Here is a 15,380-nt window from a genome sequence, read left to right on the forward strand (position 1 = left end):
AAGTAAAACCAAAGCCATTATACTATAAATAAGGAAGGGGCTATTCCATCCTCTGGGCGGGATCTACCCACCGCACGTGCCAGCCCCGGGGAGACCTGGAAAGACACCCCCATATGACCAGCCTGTCTCCGGGACGGATGGAGTCGAAGTCCCAGACGCCCCGATAGCTCTGGACGAACAGGAAGTTCCTATCCCCCCGGATGGTCACGCCCCCAGACCTGGACACCGACACGGACCTCACCACCAGGGAGACCCGGACCCATCGGCCCAGGAGCTTGCCCGCCACGGACTTGAGCTGCCCCTCGGTGTAGCCCCTCCCCCTGGAGGCGGAGGGCCCCCACAGCCCCCTCCGGTTCGCCTTGGCCTCCGCCACAGCGGCCCTTATCCTCCAGGTGCCCGAATCGTTGGGGGGCACCTCCATGGCGAGACACAACCCCCGCCGGGCCAGCTCCTCGGTCACCCAGACCCATCCGCCATCGTGGGAGCGGACCATGGGGGTTGCCAGGAGCCTGCCGTACTTGTCCCTCCTCTGGCGATCGAACGACAGACCCACCTCCCCGCTCGCCAGGAGGGATCGGTTGGCCTCCCAGGCCTCCCGACCGAACTCCTCCTCCCCCCTCTGGGGGTGATGCAGCTCCGGGGTGTCAACGTAGAGATAGCGGACGGTCTCCTCCTTGCCGTTCAGCCTCACCCGGATGGTATCCCCGTCCAGCACCTCCGCCACCGGGACGAGCTTCCCCGGCGCCTGGGCCTGCCCACCCCGAAGAGAAAGGAGGATCGATCCCAGGGCCAACAGGGCCCACAGGACCCTCCCGCTCCACCGGCGCCCCCAAGGGGCCACACCTCTGCCTCTCACTCTCAATGCGGATACACCTCCGAAACCCCATTCCCCGGGAAATAACCGCCCCGGGGGTCCTTGGGGTATAATGTTTCACGTGAAACCTAGAAACATACCAGAAGGGAGGTCGTTTCATGACGGTGCTGGCGATGACTAATCAGAAGGGAGGGGTTGGGAAGACCTCGTCTTGCGTCAACCTCTCGGCGGCCCTGGCCCTCAAGGGCAAGCGGGTTCTCCTGGTCGACATGGACCCCCAGGGCAACGCCACGTCGGGACTAGGTATAGATCGAGGGGCCCTGTCGTCCAGCGTTTACGAGCTTCTGCTGGGGGACGCCCAGTTCGACCAGGTGGCGGTGCCCTGCGACGTGGAGAACCTTTGGGTCCTGCCCGCCACCATAGACCTGGCGGGGGCGGAGATAGAGCTATCCTCTGCCATAAGCAGGGAGTCCAGGCTGAGGAAGTTCAGGGACAGGTTCCAGGAGTACGACCTGGTCTTCATCGACTGCCCCCCTTCCCTTGGGCTCCTGACCCTCAACGCCCTGGTGGCGGCGGACAAGTTCGTGGTGCCCATTCAGTGCGAGTACTACGCCCTGGAGGGGCTCTCGCAGCTGCTGAAGACCATCGACCTGGTGAGGCAGTACCTGAACCCCTCCATAGATCTCTTCGGCATCATCCTCACCATGTACGACAACCGGACCAGGCTGTCCCGGGACGTGGCGGAGCAGGTGCGCCAGGGCTTCCCCCGGGAGACCTTCGAGACCATGATACCAAGGAACGTGCGGGTTAGCGAGTCCCCCAGCTACGGGATGCCGGTGGTGACCTACGACCCATCCAGCCAGGGGGCCCAGGCCTACATGGAACTAGCCAAGGAGGTGTTGAGCAGATGCCAAGGCCATCTGGACTAGGCAGAGGGCTGGCGTCCCTGATCCCCACCGATCAGGCCGCCGACCAGGAGGACTTGAAGGACGCGGTTACCCCAAAGTCTCCCAGGGCATCCAAGTCATCAAAGGGGGAGACCCCCGAGGGAGCAGGGGCAGCCCCGAGCCAGTTCGCCCCCTGCTCCAGCCTGGAGCCGAACCCGTTCCAGCCCCGGCGGGTCATAAGCGAGTCCTCCATCGAGGAGCTGGCGGCCTCCATAAGGGTCCACGGGGTCCTGCAACCCCTGCTGGTGAGGCGACGGGGGGACGGGGGCTATCAGATCGTGGCGGGGGAGCGCCGCTGGAGGGCCGCCATGAGGGCGGGGCTCACCGAGGTGCCCATCCGGGTGGTGGAGATGGACGACCGGGCCATGCGGGAGGCTGCCCTGGTGGAGAACCTCCAGAGGGAGGACCTGTCCCCCCTGGACGTGGCGGAGAGCATAAACGAGCTGATCCAGCAGTTCTCCGCCACTCACGAGGCCATAGCGGAGAGGCTGGGCTGGAGCCGGTCCGCGGTGACCAACAAGCTCCGGCTACTGCAGCTCCCGGACTCGGTCAAGGCCCTGGTTTCCTCCGGGGCCCTGTCGGAGGGACACGCCCGGGCGTTGTTGCGGCTTCCCCAGGAGCAGATGGAGCCCGTGGCCCGGCTGGTGCTCCAGCGGGGTCTGAGCGTGAGGCAGACCGAGGAGCTGGTTCGCAAGATGGAGTCCCCAGACAGGGAGGATGAAGGGGCCCAGAGGGCCAAGCGGGCCATCAACCACTATCCCTACAGCTTCGCCGACGAGTTCGGGGTGGAGATAGGGATGTCCGGCGCCCAGGACTCCCTGACCCTGCACCTGAGGAACCTGACCAAGTCCCAGGCCCACAAGATCCTGGCCCTGGTGGACCAGCATCGGAACATCATATTTCCCGGGAAATAGGGGGGGTACCGAGATGGTGAACAAGGAGGTTATCTTCGCCCCCTGGCGGATGGCCTACATCAAATCCGGGGGGATCAAGGATGAGGGTTGCTTCCTTTGCCGGGTCTCCGAGTCTGGGGATCCGTTGCTGATCCACCGGGGGGAGAGTTGCCTGGTGATCCTAAACCGCTTCCCCTACAACCCGGGGCACCTGCTGGTGGCCCCCCGCCGTCACGTGGGGGACCCGTCGGAGCTGACCGCCCTGGAGGCGGAGGAGCTGTGGGGGCTACAGGTCCGGTGCCTCCAGATCATCCGGGCGGTAATGAACCCTCAGGGCTTCAACCTGGGCATGAACCTGGGGGCCGTGGCGGGGGCTGGGCTCCCGGGACACCTGCACGCCCACCTGGTCCCCCGCTGGAACGGGGACGCCAACTTCATGCCCGTGGTCGGGGGAGTAAAGGTGATCCCCGAGGCGCTGGAGGAGACCGCCCGGGCACTCAGGGAGGCCTGGGGGGGATGAACCTGGATCCCATCCTGGCCCCCGGGGGCCGGTTCCATCGGGAGGTGGTCATAAAGAGGTCCCGATTCATAGGGGTGGTGATCCCCTTCGACCACTCGATCCCAATGAAGGACCTGATCCGCTCCGTCCAGGAGGAGTTCCCCCGGGCCACCCACTACTGCTGGGCCTACCGGACCCGGTGGCCCCGGCTGGACGAGGGCTCCTCCGACGGGGGGGAGCCCTCGGGCACCGCCGGCCGGCCGATCCTGAACGCCATCCTGGCAAGCGGGACCTGGCAGGCGGCGGTGGTGGTGGTCCGCTACTTCGGGGGAATAAAGCTAGGGGTCCGGGGCCTCATCGACGCCTACAACCTGTCCGCCGCGGAGGCGCTGGAAGCCTGCCCCAAGGTGACCCTGGAGGAGTGCGTGCCGGTGACATTACGCCTCCCCTACCAAAAGGAGGACCAGCTCCGATACTGGTGGGGAAGGGCCGGATTGAGCCCCCAGGCCCTCTCCTGGGACTACGCCCAGGACCTGACCGTCCGGGGGATCCTCCCATCCGCACTGCTGGATCAACTGAGGGCCTTCATGGATTCCGCCTCCCCCAGGGGGGAGATCCAGATCCAGCTTGGGGAGGCGGTCCTGGCCCCCTCCCCAAGGGAGGCCTAATCCTCCGTCCATCCCCCGGCCCTCCGGGGGTTTTTTTATAACAGAGAGCGGGGATGTAGCTTGATTTTTAAAGATAGACACCCCATATTTCCCGACTCCAGCGGGGAGTCAGACGGCCCCGGGGAGACGGGTCACCCCCCCAGAGGGGAATAGGTCTAGTTTGATCAGGCCAATTTGCCTCTCGTCATGGGAGCCCGGGGGGCTGGGATTTGAATACCATGAGGAATCATGACATACAAAAAGCCGCCCATAAGGCGGCATGGATCACTCGGGGGGCAGGGGCGGCTCGTAGTGGGGTCCCATGAGGCGCCGCCAGTCGATGTCGTCGCTCAGCAGGTTGGGACAGGTGGCGTCCGGGTAGAACCACCTCCTGCCCAGCCCCATGAGGACGTTGTACCACTCGTTCACGTCCGGGGGCGCCACGTCCCCGTTGCGGCCTATCCGCCGGAGCTCCCGGTAGACCAGGGCTATCATCTGGTTCTCGTCCAGCACGGCGGTGGTCTTCTCGTAGAACTCCATCAGGAAATCGTACTCCACCGCCCCAAGCTGGTAGAGCACCTCCCGCCACTTGGCGGGCATCCGGCTGGTCCTGGCCAGCACCACCCTCTTCTTGCTCCCCCGGGACTTGCGGTTCAGCACGAAGAGGATCCGGCCCACGTCCACGTGGGACAGCTCATCGTACTTCCTGACCAGTGCCTCCGCTATGGGCTTTATCCTGTCGGAGCATATGACGTGACCTACCTCCAGCTCCTCCAATCACAACACCTCCCAGTCTTCCTCACCACGGAAACCGATTATACCACCCGTGCCACCCGGAGGGTCCGCGGGCCCACCATAAGGTCAACTTAGATCAACCCATTGCTCCGCCCCATTGGGGGCTCAAAACGGACGCCCCGCCACCAGACCCGGCGGGCAACCAGGGCTGGGGCTCAGGGGGGATCCCACGGGTCGTCCGGCATGAGGGATCCGAACCGTGGCCAGGGGCCTCCAGAAGGGGAAGGGGCGGCAACCGATGGATCCCATAGGCAAGGGTCCCCAGGACCCCCATGGCGATCCTGGGAATCGGTTTCTTCCCCTCCCAATGGCTGGTCCAAGCACCGCTTGGGGCCACATCCCTCGACAATTTTTATAAAAGGCATGGAAGGCTATGCGAATAATCCAAGGACATCGTTTTTCACATCGAAAGCGGGGGGGATCCCAAGGGGGAGATCCTTCGTTCCCCTGTCCCCCTAGGATCCCGTCCTAGCCTGGGGCCCGCGCCACATGGGGCCTCCGACCGGCCTCCGATTCCGTCCCATCCGGACAGCCCCATGCCAGGGCCTTCCGCGAAGCTCCTCGGCTCCCGGAGGTGGCCACCCTGGGGTTCGAGGCCGCCCTGCCCAGGAGTCCCGGAGGAGGACCCACACTGGAGGGTCCCAACGTGAAAGGAGGCCAGGCAACCGGGAAGGCCACGGGAGGGACCGGGATCGGTGGACGATCCATACGGCCTCCGCCTGGAAAGGACCGATAGGTCCAAAGGTCTCTTAAGAGCCCGGGGCTGACCGTCCCCATCCAGCCGACAACTGGGGCTCACTGCCCTCGGGCGGTCATGCCTGGGGAGATATCCCTCGGGGGGCGAGGGGCGCCCTCGAGATACCGGGACCCGGGGCACCCAATGAAACGTGGCATCCTCATTGGGCCTTGGAGGGGACCGCACCGGCGGTTGGGGCTCCGGTTCATGGCAGGCCTCCAGTGGGGCCGTGGGGGAAATGAGCCCCTTTACCTGGGGCCTTGATGGCGCCGGGCCACCGGTCATTGGATGCGAGCCGTGCGTACGATCCGGGGCTGGGAACAGGAGTCAAGGGGGGACAGAAACGATCTCGCCTCGATTTGCTTCCCCCAGGGATATGTTTCACGTGAAACATCAACATCGACCGAACAGGATATGGCAAGAGACCCTGACCGCACGGGCTGCACCGAAACCCGCCCCCGTCGGGGCCTTCGGGCCGCGCCCGAGCCAGCGAGCGGCCCCATTTGCCCGCCAGGGAAGGAGGCGCCGGAGGCGAAGATCCACGGTCTAGGTCCCCCAGTCGGAGGGAGGCCTGGCGGATCCCAGGGGCCAAGGGGACGAACAGACATCGCCCAGCGACGCAATAAATGGTTCGATCCACAGCGGCGCAACCACGCAACCGACCAGTCGCTCCGCTGAGGCCCATATCTCCACCAGGGGGCCACCGTCAGAGCCCTGGATCCCACGGAGCGGCCATGAGAGAACCTAGACGGGATGCCAAGAACCCGGTGCCCCAGCAGGCGGGTGGACCCCGCTCGCTCTCCAGGGGACCGGGTGCGCCCGGGAGCCCTGGCAGGGCATAGGGTCCGGCACGGGCAACTAGGGGCAAGCGATGCCCACCGATGGAGGGGCTGGGGGCTGAGCCCCCAAAAGGGTCCCCAACGACCCGGCCCCATGGGAGCGGATCTCCGGGGGCCGGATCACGCCGCCCAGGGGGCAGGCAGAGATCCCAAGGGCCTGCGGGGATCCCCCGCGAAATGGGACCGCCTTGGCCCGGCGGAGGGGCCATCCCGAGGCGGTCCTAGAGTGAATGCGCCTTGATCTTAGTTGACATTTCCGCCTCCGGTTCCCCATTTTTATTTTTGGCCGGTGGTTTAAAATGTGATCTAGAGCTATACTAGAGCTATATCTAGAGTGAGGCAGACTGGGCAGGGGGGGATCCCAAGTGGTGAAGCGGACGCTCAAGTTCAAGCTGGTGGGGCTAGTGCTGGCCGTATCGTTGACGGTGCTGGCGGGGATCGTTGCCACCTCGGCGGTGAGGGTGAGGAGGGCCTCCATGGAGGACGCCATGCGGGAGCTGGAGCTGACCTCCAAGCTGCTGAGTTTCGAAGTGGAGGAGAAGCTAGCCTCCGCCATGGAGACCGCCGTGGGGGTGGCCAGCGCCCTCTCCGCCATGGTGGAGGAGGGGAAGGCGGACAGGGCCGCCGCAATGGCGGCGGTCAGATACGCCCTCCGGGAGCACCCGGAGTTCTTCGGCATGTCCTGCGGTTTCGAGCCCAACGCCTTCGACGGCAGAGACCAGGAGTTCGTGGGGAAGCCCTATCACGACAAGACCGGAAGGTTCGTACCCTACGTCTACTGGGACGGGGGGGACATCAAGGCGGAGCCGCTCTCCGGTTACGAGGACGGGGAGTGGTACCTGATCCCGGTCAGGGAGGGCAAGCGGGTCCTCACTGAACCACACGAGTACGAGGCGGGGGGAAAGAAGGTGCTGATGACCACCGTGGCGGCACCCGTTAAGGTGAACGGCAGGCCGGTGGGATCCGTAACGGTGGACGTCACCCTGGACCAGATCCAGAAGATCGTGGGGGACGCCAGGATCATGGGATCCGGCTACGCCAGGCTCGTTTCCTACAAGGGCACCGTGGTGAGCCACAAGGACCCCTCCAGGCTAATGAAGCCTATGGGGGAGATTAACACCCCGGATGGGAAGGAAGTGCTGGACCACATCCAGCAGGGGAAGATCTGGACCGGGGTCGCCTGGTCGGAGGCGGAGAAGAGGAACATCATCAAGGTCAACGTCCCGGTCCGGGTCCGTGGCACCGATACCCCCTGGAGCCTGGGGACCACCACTCGCCAGGAGGAGGTCTTCTCAACCGCACGCCGTCTCACCTGGACCATGGGCACCCTGGCCATCCTGGGAGCCCTGCTCCTGGGTGTGGTGACCTACTTGGCGGTGGGGAAGGCTGTATCTCCCCTCAAGGGGCTCTCCGAGGCGGCGGGGCGGGCCGCGTCGGGGGATCTGTCCTTCGACGAGTCCTCCCTGTTGGTGAGCACCGGCGACGAGATCCAGCTGGTCTCCGAAGGGGTGGCCACCATGATCCGGAACCTGAAGGAGACCCTTGGGGCCCTTGGGGCCGCATCGGAGGAGCTGTCCTTGGCGTCGGAGGCGCTCACCAAGGCCTCCAGCGAGGCCAGCTCCGAAATGGAGTCCTCTGCCCAGCGGGTGGCCCTGGTGCAGGAGAGGCTGGGCCGGCTGTCGGCGGCCCAGCAGGAGATAACCGCCTCGTCCCAGGAGGTGGCGTCCGGCTCCCAGATGTCCGCCCAGCGGGCCACCGACATGGCGGAGAACGTGGAGCTGGCCCGGAGGGCGGCGGAGGAGGGGAGCTCCGCGGTGGACCGGGTGGCTAAGGCCATCACCTCCGTGGCGGAGGAGGCGGAGCGCAGCAGCCAGATGGTGCGGGGGCTAGGTGAGATGGCCCGCCAGATCCAGTCCTTCGTGGCCCAGATAGGGCAGATAGCGGACCAGACGAACCTGCTGGCTCTTAACGCCGCCATCGAGGCCGCCCGGGCGGGAGAGGCGGGCAAGGGCTTCGCGGTGGTGGCGGAGGAGGTCCGGAAGCTGGCGGAGGAGAGCAACCGAGCGGCGGGCCAGATAGCGGAGCTGGCGGACAGGATAGGCGGTGAGATGGGCAAGGTGGTGACCGCCTCGGAGGCCAACGCGGAGGCCTCCAGGAGGGCACTGGAGGGGGCCAACCAGACGGTGGAGCTCATAGGCCGGGTGATGGGATCCCTGCAGAACATAGCCTCCGGCACCCAGGACCTGGCGGCGGTGGCGCAGCAGCAGGCGGCCTCAAGCGGCGAGATAGCCCATGCGGTACAGGACATATCCAGCGAGACTAACCAGGCGCTGGACCTGTCCCAGGAGGCGGCCCAGAGCGCCCAACAGGCCAAAGGGACAGTGGAGGCGGTGGAGCTGAGCGCCCGGGAGCTCATGGAGCTGTCTGGGAGGCTGTCGCAGACCATAGGCCGGTTCCGGCTGTCGGACCGGATGGCCCTGAAGGGATAGGAAGCGAAGGGAGGAGACGAGTGGGGGATCCGGATAACCGGATCCCCCACTCGATCTGATCCCTTGCGAGGCATCAACCGGGCCCCATGCCCCGGCGCCGCAGGATGGTGGGCACGTCCAGGGAGCTGGGGCTACGGTCGAAGAGCCCCGGGGAGTCCCCCCGGTCGGGGGTCATCGGCGGCCTTAGGGGCTCCGCCTCCGCCCCCCTGGGCCTCGGGGCCCCCTTGGGGGGCGCATCGCACCGGTCCTCCCCGTCGAAGCCGGCGGCGATGACCACCACCTTGACGGTGCCGGTGAGATCCGGGTCCTCCCCGTAGCCCCAGAAGAACAGGGCGTCCTCCCCCAGGTAGCTCTGGAAGGCCTCGGCGGCCTCGTTGAGCTCGTGGATCCCTATATCGGGGCCGGCGGTGACGTTTATGAGCCCCCCTCGGGCGTCCTTGAGGCGCACCTCCATGAGGGGGCTCTCCATGGCCCGCCTCAACGCCTCCTTGGCCCGATCCTCCCCCCGGGCGGATCCGATGCCCATCACCGCCCTGCCGGCGCAACGCATCACCGCCCGGACGTCGGCGAAGTCCACGTTCACCAGCCCGGGCCTCACTATCAGGTCCGTGACCCCCTGGACCGCCTGGCGTAGCACGTCGTTGGCCATGGCGAAGGACTCCTGGATGGTCATCCTAGCGTCGGATATCTCTATGAGCCGGTCGTTGGGGATCACGATGAGGGAGTCCACCGCGGGCTCCAGCTCCCTTATCCCCGCTAGGGCGTTGTTCATCCGCTTGGCCCCCTCGAAGGTGAAGGGCTTGGTGACCACCGCCACGGTAAGTATCCCCATCTCCCTCGCCATGGCGGCCATCACGGGCAGCGCCCCGGTGCCGGTGCCGCCCCCCATGCCGGCGGCGAAGTAGACCATGTCGGAGCCCTCCAGCACCCGGCGGATCTCCTCCCGGGACTCCACCGCCGCCTTGTGCCCCACCTCCGGGTTCGCCCCGGCCCCCAGCCCCTTGGTGAGCTCCCTGCCCAGGACGATCTTCACCTGGGCGTCCACCATCTCCATGGCCCGCACGTCCGTGTTGGCCACCACGGTGGTGACCCCCGAGAGCCCCAGGCCTATCATGTGGGCCAGGGCGTTCCCGCCGCCACCCCCAACGCCTACGACCTTTATTACCTCCTTGGGGGCCCTGACATGCCCAGGGTCGGCCCCGTCAGGGTTCCCACCGGATCTTCCTTCCGACGGCACGATGCCGAAAAGCGGATGCGCCAAGGCGACCCCTCCCGATCATCTTAAACTTCCCTTGCGCGAGGTTTCCTACAAAATGGAGCCAAAAGCACTATTTCCAAGGGAGCCCAGGGAATTATACTTTGATTTAAAACTCTTTGTATGATGATATACTCCTATGGCGTATCAAGTCAAGGAGGTGAGCGGGTGAGAAGGGATATGGCGCCCCAATGGGCGGTGGGGGCCTTCGTGCTGGTCTTGGCCCTGTGGAGCTACCCGGTGGTGAGATCCATGCTGGAGCCCCTTGGGATGGGGGCGGTGATGGCCTTCGCCCTGAGCGGCCCCAAGAGGCGCCTCTGCCGGCGGGCCAACCGGCCGGCCCTCTGGGCGTCGCTACTGACCTTGGGGTTCCTGTTCTCCATAGTGATCCCCACCGCCTACGGGGTCTACGCCCTAGGCATGGAGGTGAGGGGGATAGCGTCCCAGGGCCTCCAGGGGCTGGTGAGGGGTGACATGGACGTGGCTCAGCTGGCGGATGCGCTGAAGGCCCGCTACGGTCACCTGGTGACGCACCTGCCCTCAGAGTTCGGGGGGCTGGACCTGTGGTCCCTGGGGGCGGACGGGCTCATATGGCTCGCCCGGCAGGGGCTATCCATGTCGGGGAACCTGATAGGGGGCATAACCCGGGCCACCTACACGATTCTCCTATCCTGCTTCTTCGGCCTCTTGATCCTCAAGGACTGGGAGGCCCTGGTGAGGGCCCTTGGACGGACCATCCCCCTGGGGGGATGGAGGGCCAGGGCCTTTCTCCTCAGGTCCGGCCGGGTGATGAGGGCGGTGATCGTGGGATCGGTGCTCACCGGCCTGGTGCAGGGAGGACTGGGGGCCCTCGGGTGGTGGTTCAGCGGCCTTCCCAACTGGGCCACCGCGGGGCTCGGCATGTTCGCCTGCAGCTTCATCCCCGTGGTGGGCACCGCCCTGGTCTGGCTGCCCGGGGCGGCCTACCTGGCGCTCACCGGGTCCATCAAGGGGGGGCTGATCCTGGCCGCCTGGGGGGCCCTGGTGGTGTCCTCCATAGATCACCTGGTGCGCCCCCTGTTCATGTCCTCCGGGGAGGAGGCCTCCACCCTGCTGATGATGGTGGGGGTCCTGGGGGGGCTCGCCGCCTGGGGGGTGCCGGGGCTATTCATGGGGCCAGTGGCGCTCCACTCGCTGCTCCTGGGGCTGGAGATGACCCTGGCCCGGGGGCTTGCCAAAGCCCCATCGGGGAGGTAGAATGCGCTCATGATCAAACCGACTGAGCCTCGATCCGCATCTCTCCATAAGGCCCTGTGTTGTAGCCGGATCATCGTTTAGATGACCCGGCGATGGCCGTGCCGTCCCGGGACATAGGGGCGGACCGGAGGGCTTCAGCGGGTTGAGCCGAACCGAATAGCTTAAGCGAATCAAGGGGGGTCCGCCCTATGGCGGAGCCCCCTTTTCCAATTTTGCGGAGGTGATCTGTTTTGGGGTGTTCAAGCTGGTAGCGGAGGACTTCAAGGCGGTAATGGAAAGGGACCCATCGATCCCCAGGGGCCTTAGGGGTTTCCTGGAGGTGGCCCTGTGCGCCCCGGGGTTTCACGCCCTGCTGGGGCACCGGCTGGCCCATGCCCTTCACAGGCTGGGGGTGCCGGTGATCCCCCGGCTGCTGTCGCTGCTCTTCCGGTGGTGGACCGGCATAGAGATACATCCCGGGGCCCGGATCGGGAGGGGGATCCTGATCGACCACGGGTCAGGGGTGGTGATAGGGGAGTCCGCAGTGGTGGGGGACCGGTGCGTGATCTTCCAGGGGGTCACCCTTGGGGCCACCGGGAACGAGACCCGGTGGCAGAGGCACCCCATCCTGGAGGACCACGTGGTGGTGGGAAGCGGGGCCAAGGTGCTGGGCCCCATAAGGATCGGCCGGGGGGCCCGGATCGGGGCCAACGCGGTGGTGCTGTCGCCGGTGCCGGCGGGGGCCACCGTGGTGGGCCCCAAGGCCCAGGTGGTGAAGGGCCCCGGGGCGACTCCCCGCAGGTCCCCGGAAGAGCTCCTGCGGCGGATCGAGATGCTGGAGATGGAGATGGAGGAGCTAAGGGCGGAGCTCAATTTGAACCCTAATAGGGAGGTGGCCATATGAGCCGCATGATGGATCTCGCGTTGACCCACTTGGTGGGCAGGACCCCCTGGTATCCCATCAGGACCTCGGGGGCCCCGGTGTACGTGAAGCTGGAGGGGAACAACCCCGGGGGGTCCGTGAAGGACCGGGCGGTGCTCGGGATGCTGACCTTGGCGGAGGCCAAGGGCCTCATCCGGGAGGGGGCCACGGTGGTGGAGCCCACCAGCGGCAACACCGGCATAGCCCTGGCCATGTTCGGCGCCGCCCTGGGGCTCCGGGTGGTGCTCACCATGCCGGAGACCATGTCGGAGGAGCGTCGCAAGGTGCTAATGGCCTACGGGGCCCACCTGGAGCTGACCCCCGGCTCGGAGGGGATGGCGGGGGCGGTGCGCCGCTGCGGGGAGATCCTCTCCGAGACCCCCGGGGCCTTCACCCTGGACCAGTTCTCGAACCCCGGCAACCCCTGGGCTCACTCGGTAACCACCGGTCCGGAGATCCTGAGCCAGGCGGGCATGGGGGATATAGGGGCATTCGTGGCAGGGGTGGGGACCGGGGGCACCATAAGCGGCGTCGGCCGGGTTCTGAAGGCCGCCCGGGGGAACGTGCGGGTGGTGGCGGTGGAGCCCCAGGAGTCACCCCTCCTCTCCAAGGGATCCGCTGGGAAGCACGGGATCCAGGGGATCGGGGCCAACTTCGTGCCCGAGAACCTGGACATGTCCGTGGTGGACCAGGTGGTTACCGTATCCACCCAGGAGGCCAAGGACGTGGCCCGGTGGCTGGCCCGACGCCACGGGCTCTTCAGCGGCATATCCACCGGCGCCAACGTGGCGGCCGCCATGAGGATCGCCCAGGAGCTACCCCCCGATAGCCGGGTGGTCACCATCCAGTGCGACCGGCAGGACAAGTACCTGAGCGTCCTATAGGGGATCTACTCCAGCCTCCACCGCCGGAAGGACCAAACCGTGGAGGCGAAGGCCAGGAGACCCACCAGGGAGGCCCAGCGGGGATGCCGCCGGGCCTCCCGCCTGTTCAGCCCCTCCAGGTTGATCAGGTGCAGCACCGGTATCCCCCGGTTCAACGCCATCCCCACGAGGCCGTCTCCCCCATTGGCGGGGGGACGTACCAGCCCCGACGGGAGGTCAAGCACCGCCGGATCCGACCCCAGGTTGGCGGCGGAGCCCCCGATGCTTACAACAAGCCTGGGCCCGATCAGGTCCACCAGCTCCAGCTTCCGCTGCAGGACCCGTTCCCGCCAGAGGGGGATACCGCTGGACCGGACGGACTCCAACAGGACCTGGAGCCCCTCCTCCGGGATCCCTCCCCCCACCTCCCCATCTCCCCCCAGGGTGTAGGCCACCGACCTGGCCCTGATTGCCCCTTGGGACCTCATGGCCTCCTCCATGTCCGGCCATGGGACCTCCGGCCGGTTGGCCCCGTAGCTGGAGGCCCCCAGGGAGACCACCAGCGTCACCCGGAGGTCCATGGCCTCGGCGGCGCATATGACCGACGCCAGGAGGGCGGGGAAGGAGGAGGAGGAGAAGATCGCTATCCGGTCCCCGGGCTTCAGACCCGCCTCCTTGAACCACCCCACCGCCCTAAGGGCCCAGATGGGGCTGTGGGAGAGCCGCTTGGCCCCTAGCTCCCCCTGGGTGGTGGTGGTGATGCTCCAGTCCACCCCGAGGAAGGGGTACCGGGGGTCCAAGGGAAGCTTCCGGGAGGCCAGGTGCCGGGAGATGGCATCCCGGGCGGCCCGATACCTCCAAAGGGCGCGGAGCCCCTCCGGGTCCAGAAGGCCCGGGGGGATGAGGAGGAGGGCCCCCAGAAGGACCGAAAGGGCCACGAGCCTCCTGGGGAAGGGGCCCCCTATGGGACCTGCCACGGCAACATCCCCCCTAGCAGAAGGGTCACCGCCCCCACCGAAAGGGTGCCGCAAAGGGCGGGCACCAGCCCCACCGAGTCCGCCTCGGCGGCCACTATGCCGGGCACCACGAACCCGGACCAGTGGAGGGCCCCGGGGGCAAACCCGCCGTAGCCCCCCATGATGAGCCCCAGGAGGCGGATCGAGAGGGCGATGAGAAGGCTCACCCCCACCTTCTGGCGGCCGTAGAGGCCGAACCGGAGGGTCAGAGCCCTCAGGGGCAGGAAGGTTAGGGCCGACCAGGCCAGGAGCCAAAGGGCCCCGGCGGGTTGGCCGCTCAAGGCCAGGATCCCCGGTGCCAGGAAGCCCCCGCAGGGCCAGCCGGTCCGCCGCTGATAGACCATGGACAGGAGGATCCCCATCATCAGGATCACCGTTTCCCGGATCTCCACCCGCTCACCCCCACACGTTCCGTATGAGCTCCAGCGGCAACCCGGAGACGTTGCCGCATCCGAACACATCCCCCATCCCCCCGAGCCGTTGCAACATCTCTCTCCAGTCGGCGGGACGGATCCAGCGGCCCTCCACCGACGGGTTAAGGATCGCCCACCGGGAGCCGCCGGTTAGGATCGGCTCCCGCCTGAGGCCCAGGGACCGGATCCAGCGGAGGAACTCCCTAAGGCGCCGGGGCCTGTCGGGCCTGTGGTGGTACCAGATGGTCAATGACCCCACATCCCATCCCAGGGACCTTAGCAATAGTCCGGTGCTCTCCACGTCGTTGGCGGAGAAGGCCAGGGCCAGCCGGAACCCCCGCCCGGAGACCACCCGGAAGTCCCCCAGAAGGTCCCCGGGCAGCTTCCCCAGGGAGATAGGGTCCACCGGGAGGCCCAGGAACTCCATGGCCCCCGCCGCCAGCTCCAGGTTCCAGGCCGCCACCTCCGGCAGGCCCCCCACCGCCAGGGGTCCCGGCTCCACCACCGGCCCGGGGGAGCCCAGAAGGTCCCTCACCCCCCTGGCCCGCTCCCCCATCCCCCGGGGGACCAGTAGCGGCGTCCCCAAGGGGACCCCAAGAAGGAGAACCCGGAGGGGGTCTGAATCCCCCCACTCCTCCTGGTGATCCCGCCTGGCGGAGGTGAGCACCACCAGGTCCGGCTTCAGCCATCTGGCCGCCAGGTGCTGCAGGTCAGGCCTCACCGCGCTGTTCTCCATCACCAGGCTTCGACCCGGATTCATGCCGATCCACCATCGCATCTCCTCCACCGAAGAAGGGCAGAGCCGGCGGATCACCCGCTCCCCCCGGGGGGATATCTGCCGGGGGACCACGCCGGTGATCCGGCCAACCGGATCCATGCCGCATGAGGCCATGAGGTGAACAAGCAGGCGCACCACCGAGCTCTTTCCCCTTGTGCCGGTAACCAATATCCTCACCCACTCTCCCCCCCATGGATAAGTATGCACCACCCGGAGCCCCCAGGTGAGTTGATCTCTTTTCTCTAATCTGCAATGGAGG

14 protein-coding genes are annotated in these 15,380 nt (G+C 66.7%); 8 read left to right on the forward strand and 6 right to left on the reverse strand.

The annotated features are described in order from the left end of the window. Positions 1-40 precede the first annotated feature (40 nt). Positions 41-856, reverse strand: a complete 816-nt coding sequence (locus tag TACI_RS08920) for a thermonuclease family protein (RefSeq protein ID WP_242601108.1) — start codon at positions 854-856, stop codon at positions 41-43. A 116-nt stretch (positions 857-972) separates the two neighbouring features. Here TACI_RS08920 and TACI_RS08925 point away from each other — a divergent pair, with 116 nt between their 5' ends. From TACI_RS08925 to TACI_RS08940, 4 genes are read left to right on the forward strand one after another with little or no spacing between them, the layout of a single operon-like run. After that, positions 973-1,743 carry a ParA family protein gene (locus tag TACI_RS08925; RefSeq protein ID WP_012870446.1) on the forward strand — a complete coding sequence of 257 codons (771 nt, stop codon included), beginning with the start codon at positions 973-975 and terminating at the stop codon, positions 1,741-1,743. Then, positions 1,722-2,675, forward strand: coding sequence for a ParB/RepB/Spo0J family partition protein (locus tag TACI_RS08930; RefSeq protein WP_012870447.1), 954 nt, complete (start codon positions 1,722-1,724; stop codon positions 2,673-2,675). Before TACI_RS08925 ends, TACI_RS08930 begins: the two co-directional genes overlap by 22 nt. A 13-nt stretch (positions 2,676-2,688) precedes the next feature. After that, positions 2,689-3,174, forward strand: a complete 486-nt coding sequence (locus TACI_RS08935) for an HIT family protein (protein WP_012870448.1) — start codon at positions 2,689-2,691, stop codon at positions 3,172-3,174. Further along, the gene (locus TACI_RS08940) at positions 3,171-3,821 is read left to right on the forward strand and encodes an IMPACT family protein (protein ID WP_012870449.1); all 651 of its coding nucleotides are present in this window, start codon (positions 3,171-3,173) and stop codon (positions 3,819-3,821) included. The genes TACI_RS08935 and TACI_RS08940 overlap by 4 nt, the downstream gene beginning before the upstream one ends. A gap of 264 nt (positions 3,822-4,085) precedes the next feature. Here TACI_RS08940 and TACI_RS08945 read toward each other — a convergent pair whose 3' ends face one another. Then, on the reverse strand, positions 4,086-4,577 hold the full coding sequence (locus TACI_RS08945) for a putative metallopeptidase (RefSeq protein WP_012870450.1): 492 nt from the start codon (positions 4,575-4,577) through the stop codon (positions 4,086-4,088). Between the two features lie 1,958 nt (positions 4,578-6,535). On the opposite strand from TACI_RS08945, the gene TACI_RS09485 reads away from it, so the two are divergent. Beyond that, positions 6,536-8,659, forward strand: a complete 2,124-nt coding sequence (locus TACI_RS09485; protein WP_012870453.1) for a methyl-accepting chemotaxis protein — start codon at positions 6,536-6,538, stop codon at positions 8,657-8,659. A gap of 73 nt (positions 8,660-8,732) precedes the next feature. On the opposite strand, the gene ftsZ is transcribed toward TACI_RS09485, so the two are convergent. After that, positions 8,733-9,920, reverse strand: a complete 1,188-nt coding sequence (gene ftsZ, locus TACI_RS08955) for a cell division protein FtsZ (protein WP_012870454.1) — start codon at positions 9,918-9,920, stop codon at positions 8,733-8,735. Positions 9,921-10,082: 162 nt separating this feature from the next. On the opposite strand from ftsZ, the gene TACI_RS08960 reads away from it, so the two are divergent. The 3 genes from TACI_RS08960 to cysK all read left to right on the forward strand — a co-directional run bounded on the left by TACI_RS08960 (position 10,083) and on the right by cysK (position 12,935). Continuing rightward, positions 10,083-11,150, forward strand: a complete 1,068-nt coding sequence (locus TACI_RS08960) for an AI-2E family transporter (RefSeq protein WP_012870455.1) — start codon at positions 10,083-10,085, stop codon at positions 11,148-11,150. 235 nt (positions 11,151-11,385) lie between these two features. Further along, entirely contained in the window at positions 11,386-12,033 is a 648-nt protein-coding gene (gene epsC, locus TACI_RS08965; protein ID WP_012870456.1) for a serine O-acetyltransferase EpsC, read from the forward strand. After that, positions 12,030-12,935, forward strand: coding sequence for a cysteine synthase A (gene cysK, locus TACI_RS08970; protein WP_012870457.1), 906 nt, complete (start codon positions 12,030-12,032; stop codon positions 12,933-12,935). The genes epsC and cysK overlap by 4 nt, the downstream gene beginning before the upstream one ends. Positions 12,936-12,940: 5 nt before the next feature. On the opposite strand, the gene pgsW is transcribed toward cysK, so the two are convergent. From pgsW to TACI_RS08985, 3 genes are read right to left on the reverse strand one after another with little or no spacing between them, the layout of a single operon-like run. Continuing rightward, positions 12,941-13,891: a poly-gamma-glutamate system protein gene (gene pgsW, locus TACI_RS08975; protein WP_012870458.1), complete on the reverse strand. Its 951-nt coding sequence runs from the start codon at positions 13,889-13,891 to the stop codon at positions 12,941-12,943. Next, positions 13,876-14,322 carry a poly-gamma-glutamate biosynthesis protein PgsC/CapC gene (locus TACI_RS08980; RefSeq protein WP_012870459.1) on the reverse strand — a complete coding sequence of 149 codons (447 nt, stop codon included), beginning with the start codon at positions 14,320-14,322 and terminating at the stop codon, positions 13,876-13,878. Before TACI_RS08980 ends, pgsW begins: the two co-directional genes overlap by 16 nt. 4 nt (positions 14,323-14,326) lie before the next feature. Next, positions 14,327-15,298 carry a Mur ligase family protein gene (locus TACI_RS08985; RefSeq protein ID WP_164925257.1) on the reverse strand — a complete coding sequence of 324 codons (972 nt, stop codon included), beginning with the start codon at positions 15,296-15,298 and terminating at the stop codon, positions 14,327-14,329. Positions 15,299-15,380: the final 82 nt, after the last annotated feature.

It is taken from the genome of Thermanaerovibrio acidaminovorans DSM 6589 (assembly GCF_000024905.1).
GTDB lineage: Bacteria > Synergistota > Synergistia > Synergistales > Synergistaceae > Thermanaerovibrio > Thermanaerovibrio acidaminovorans.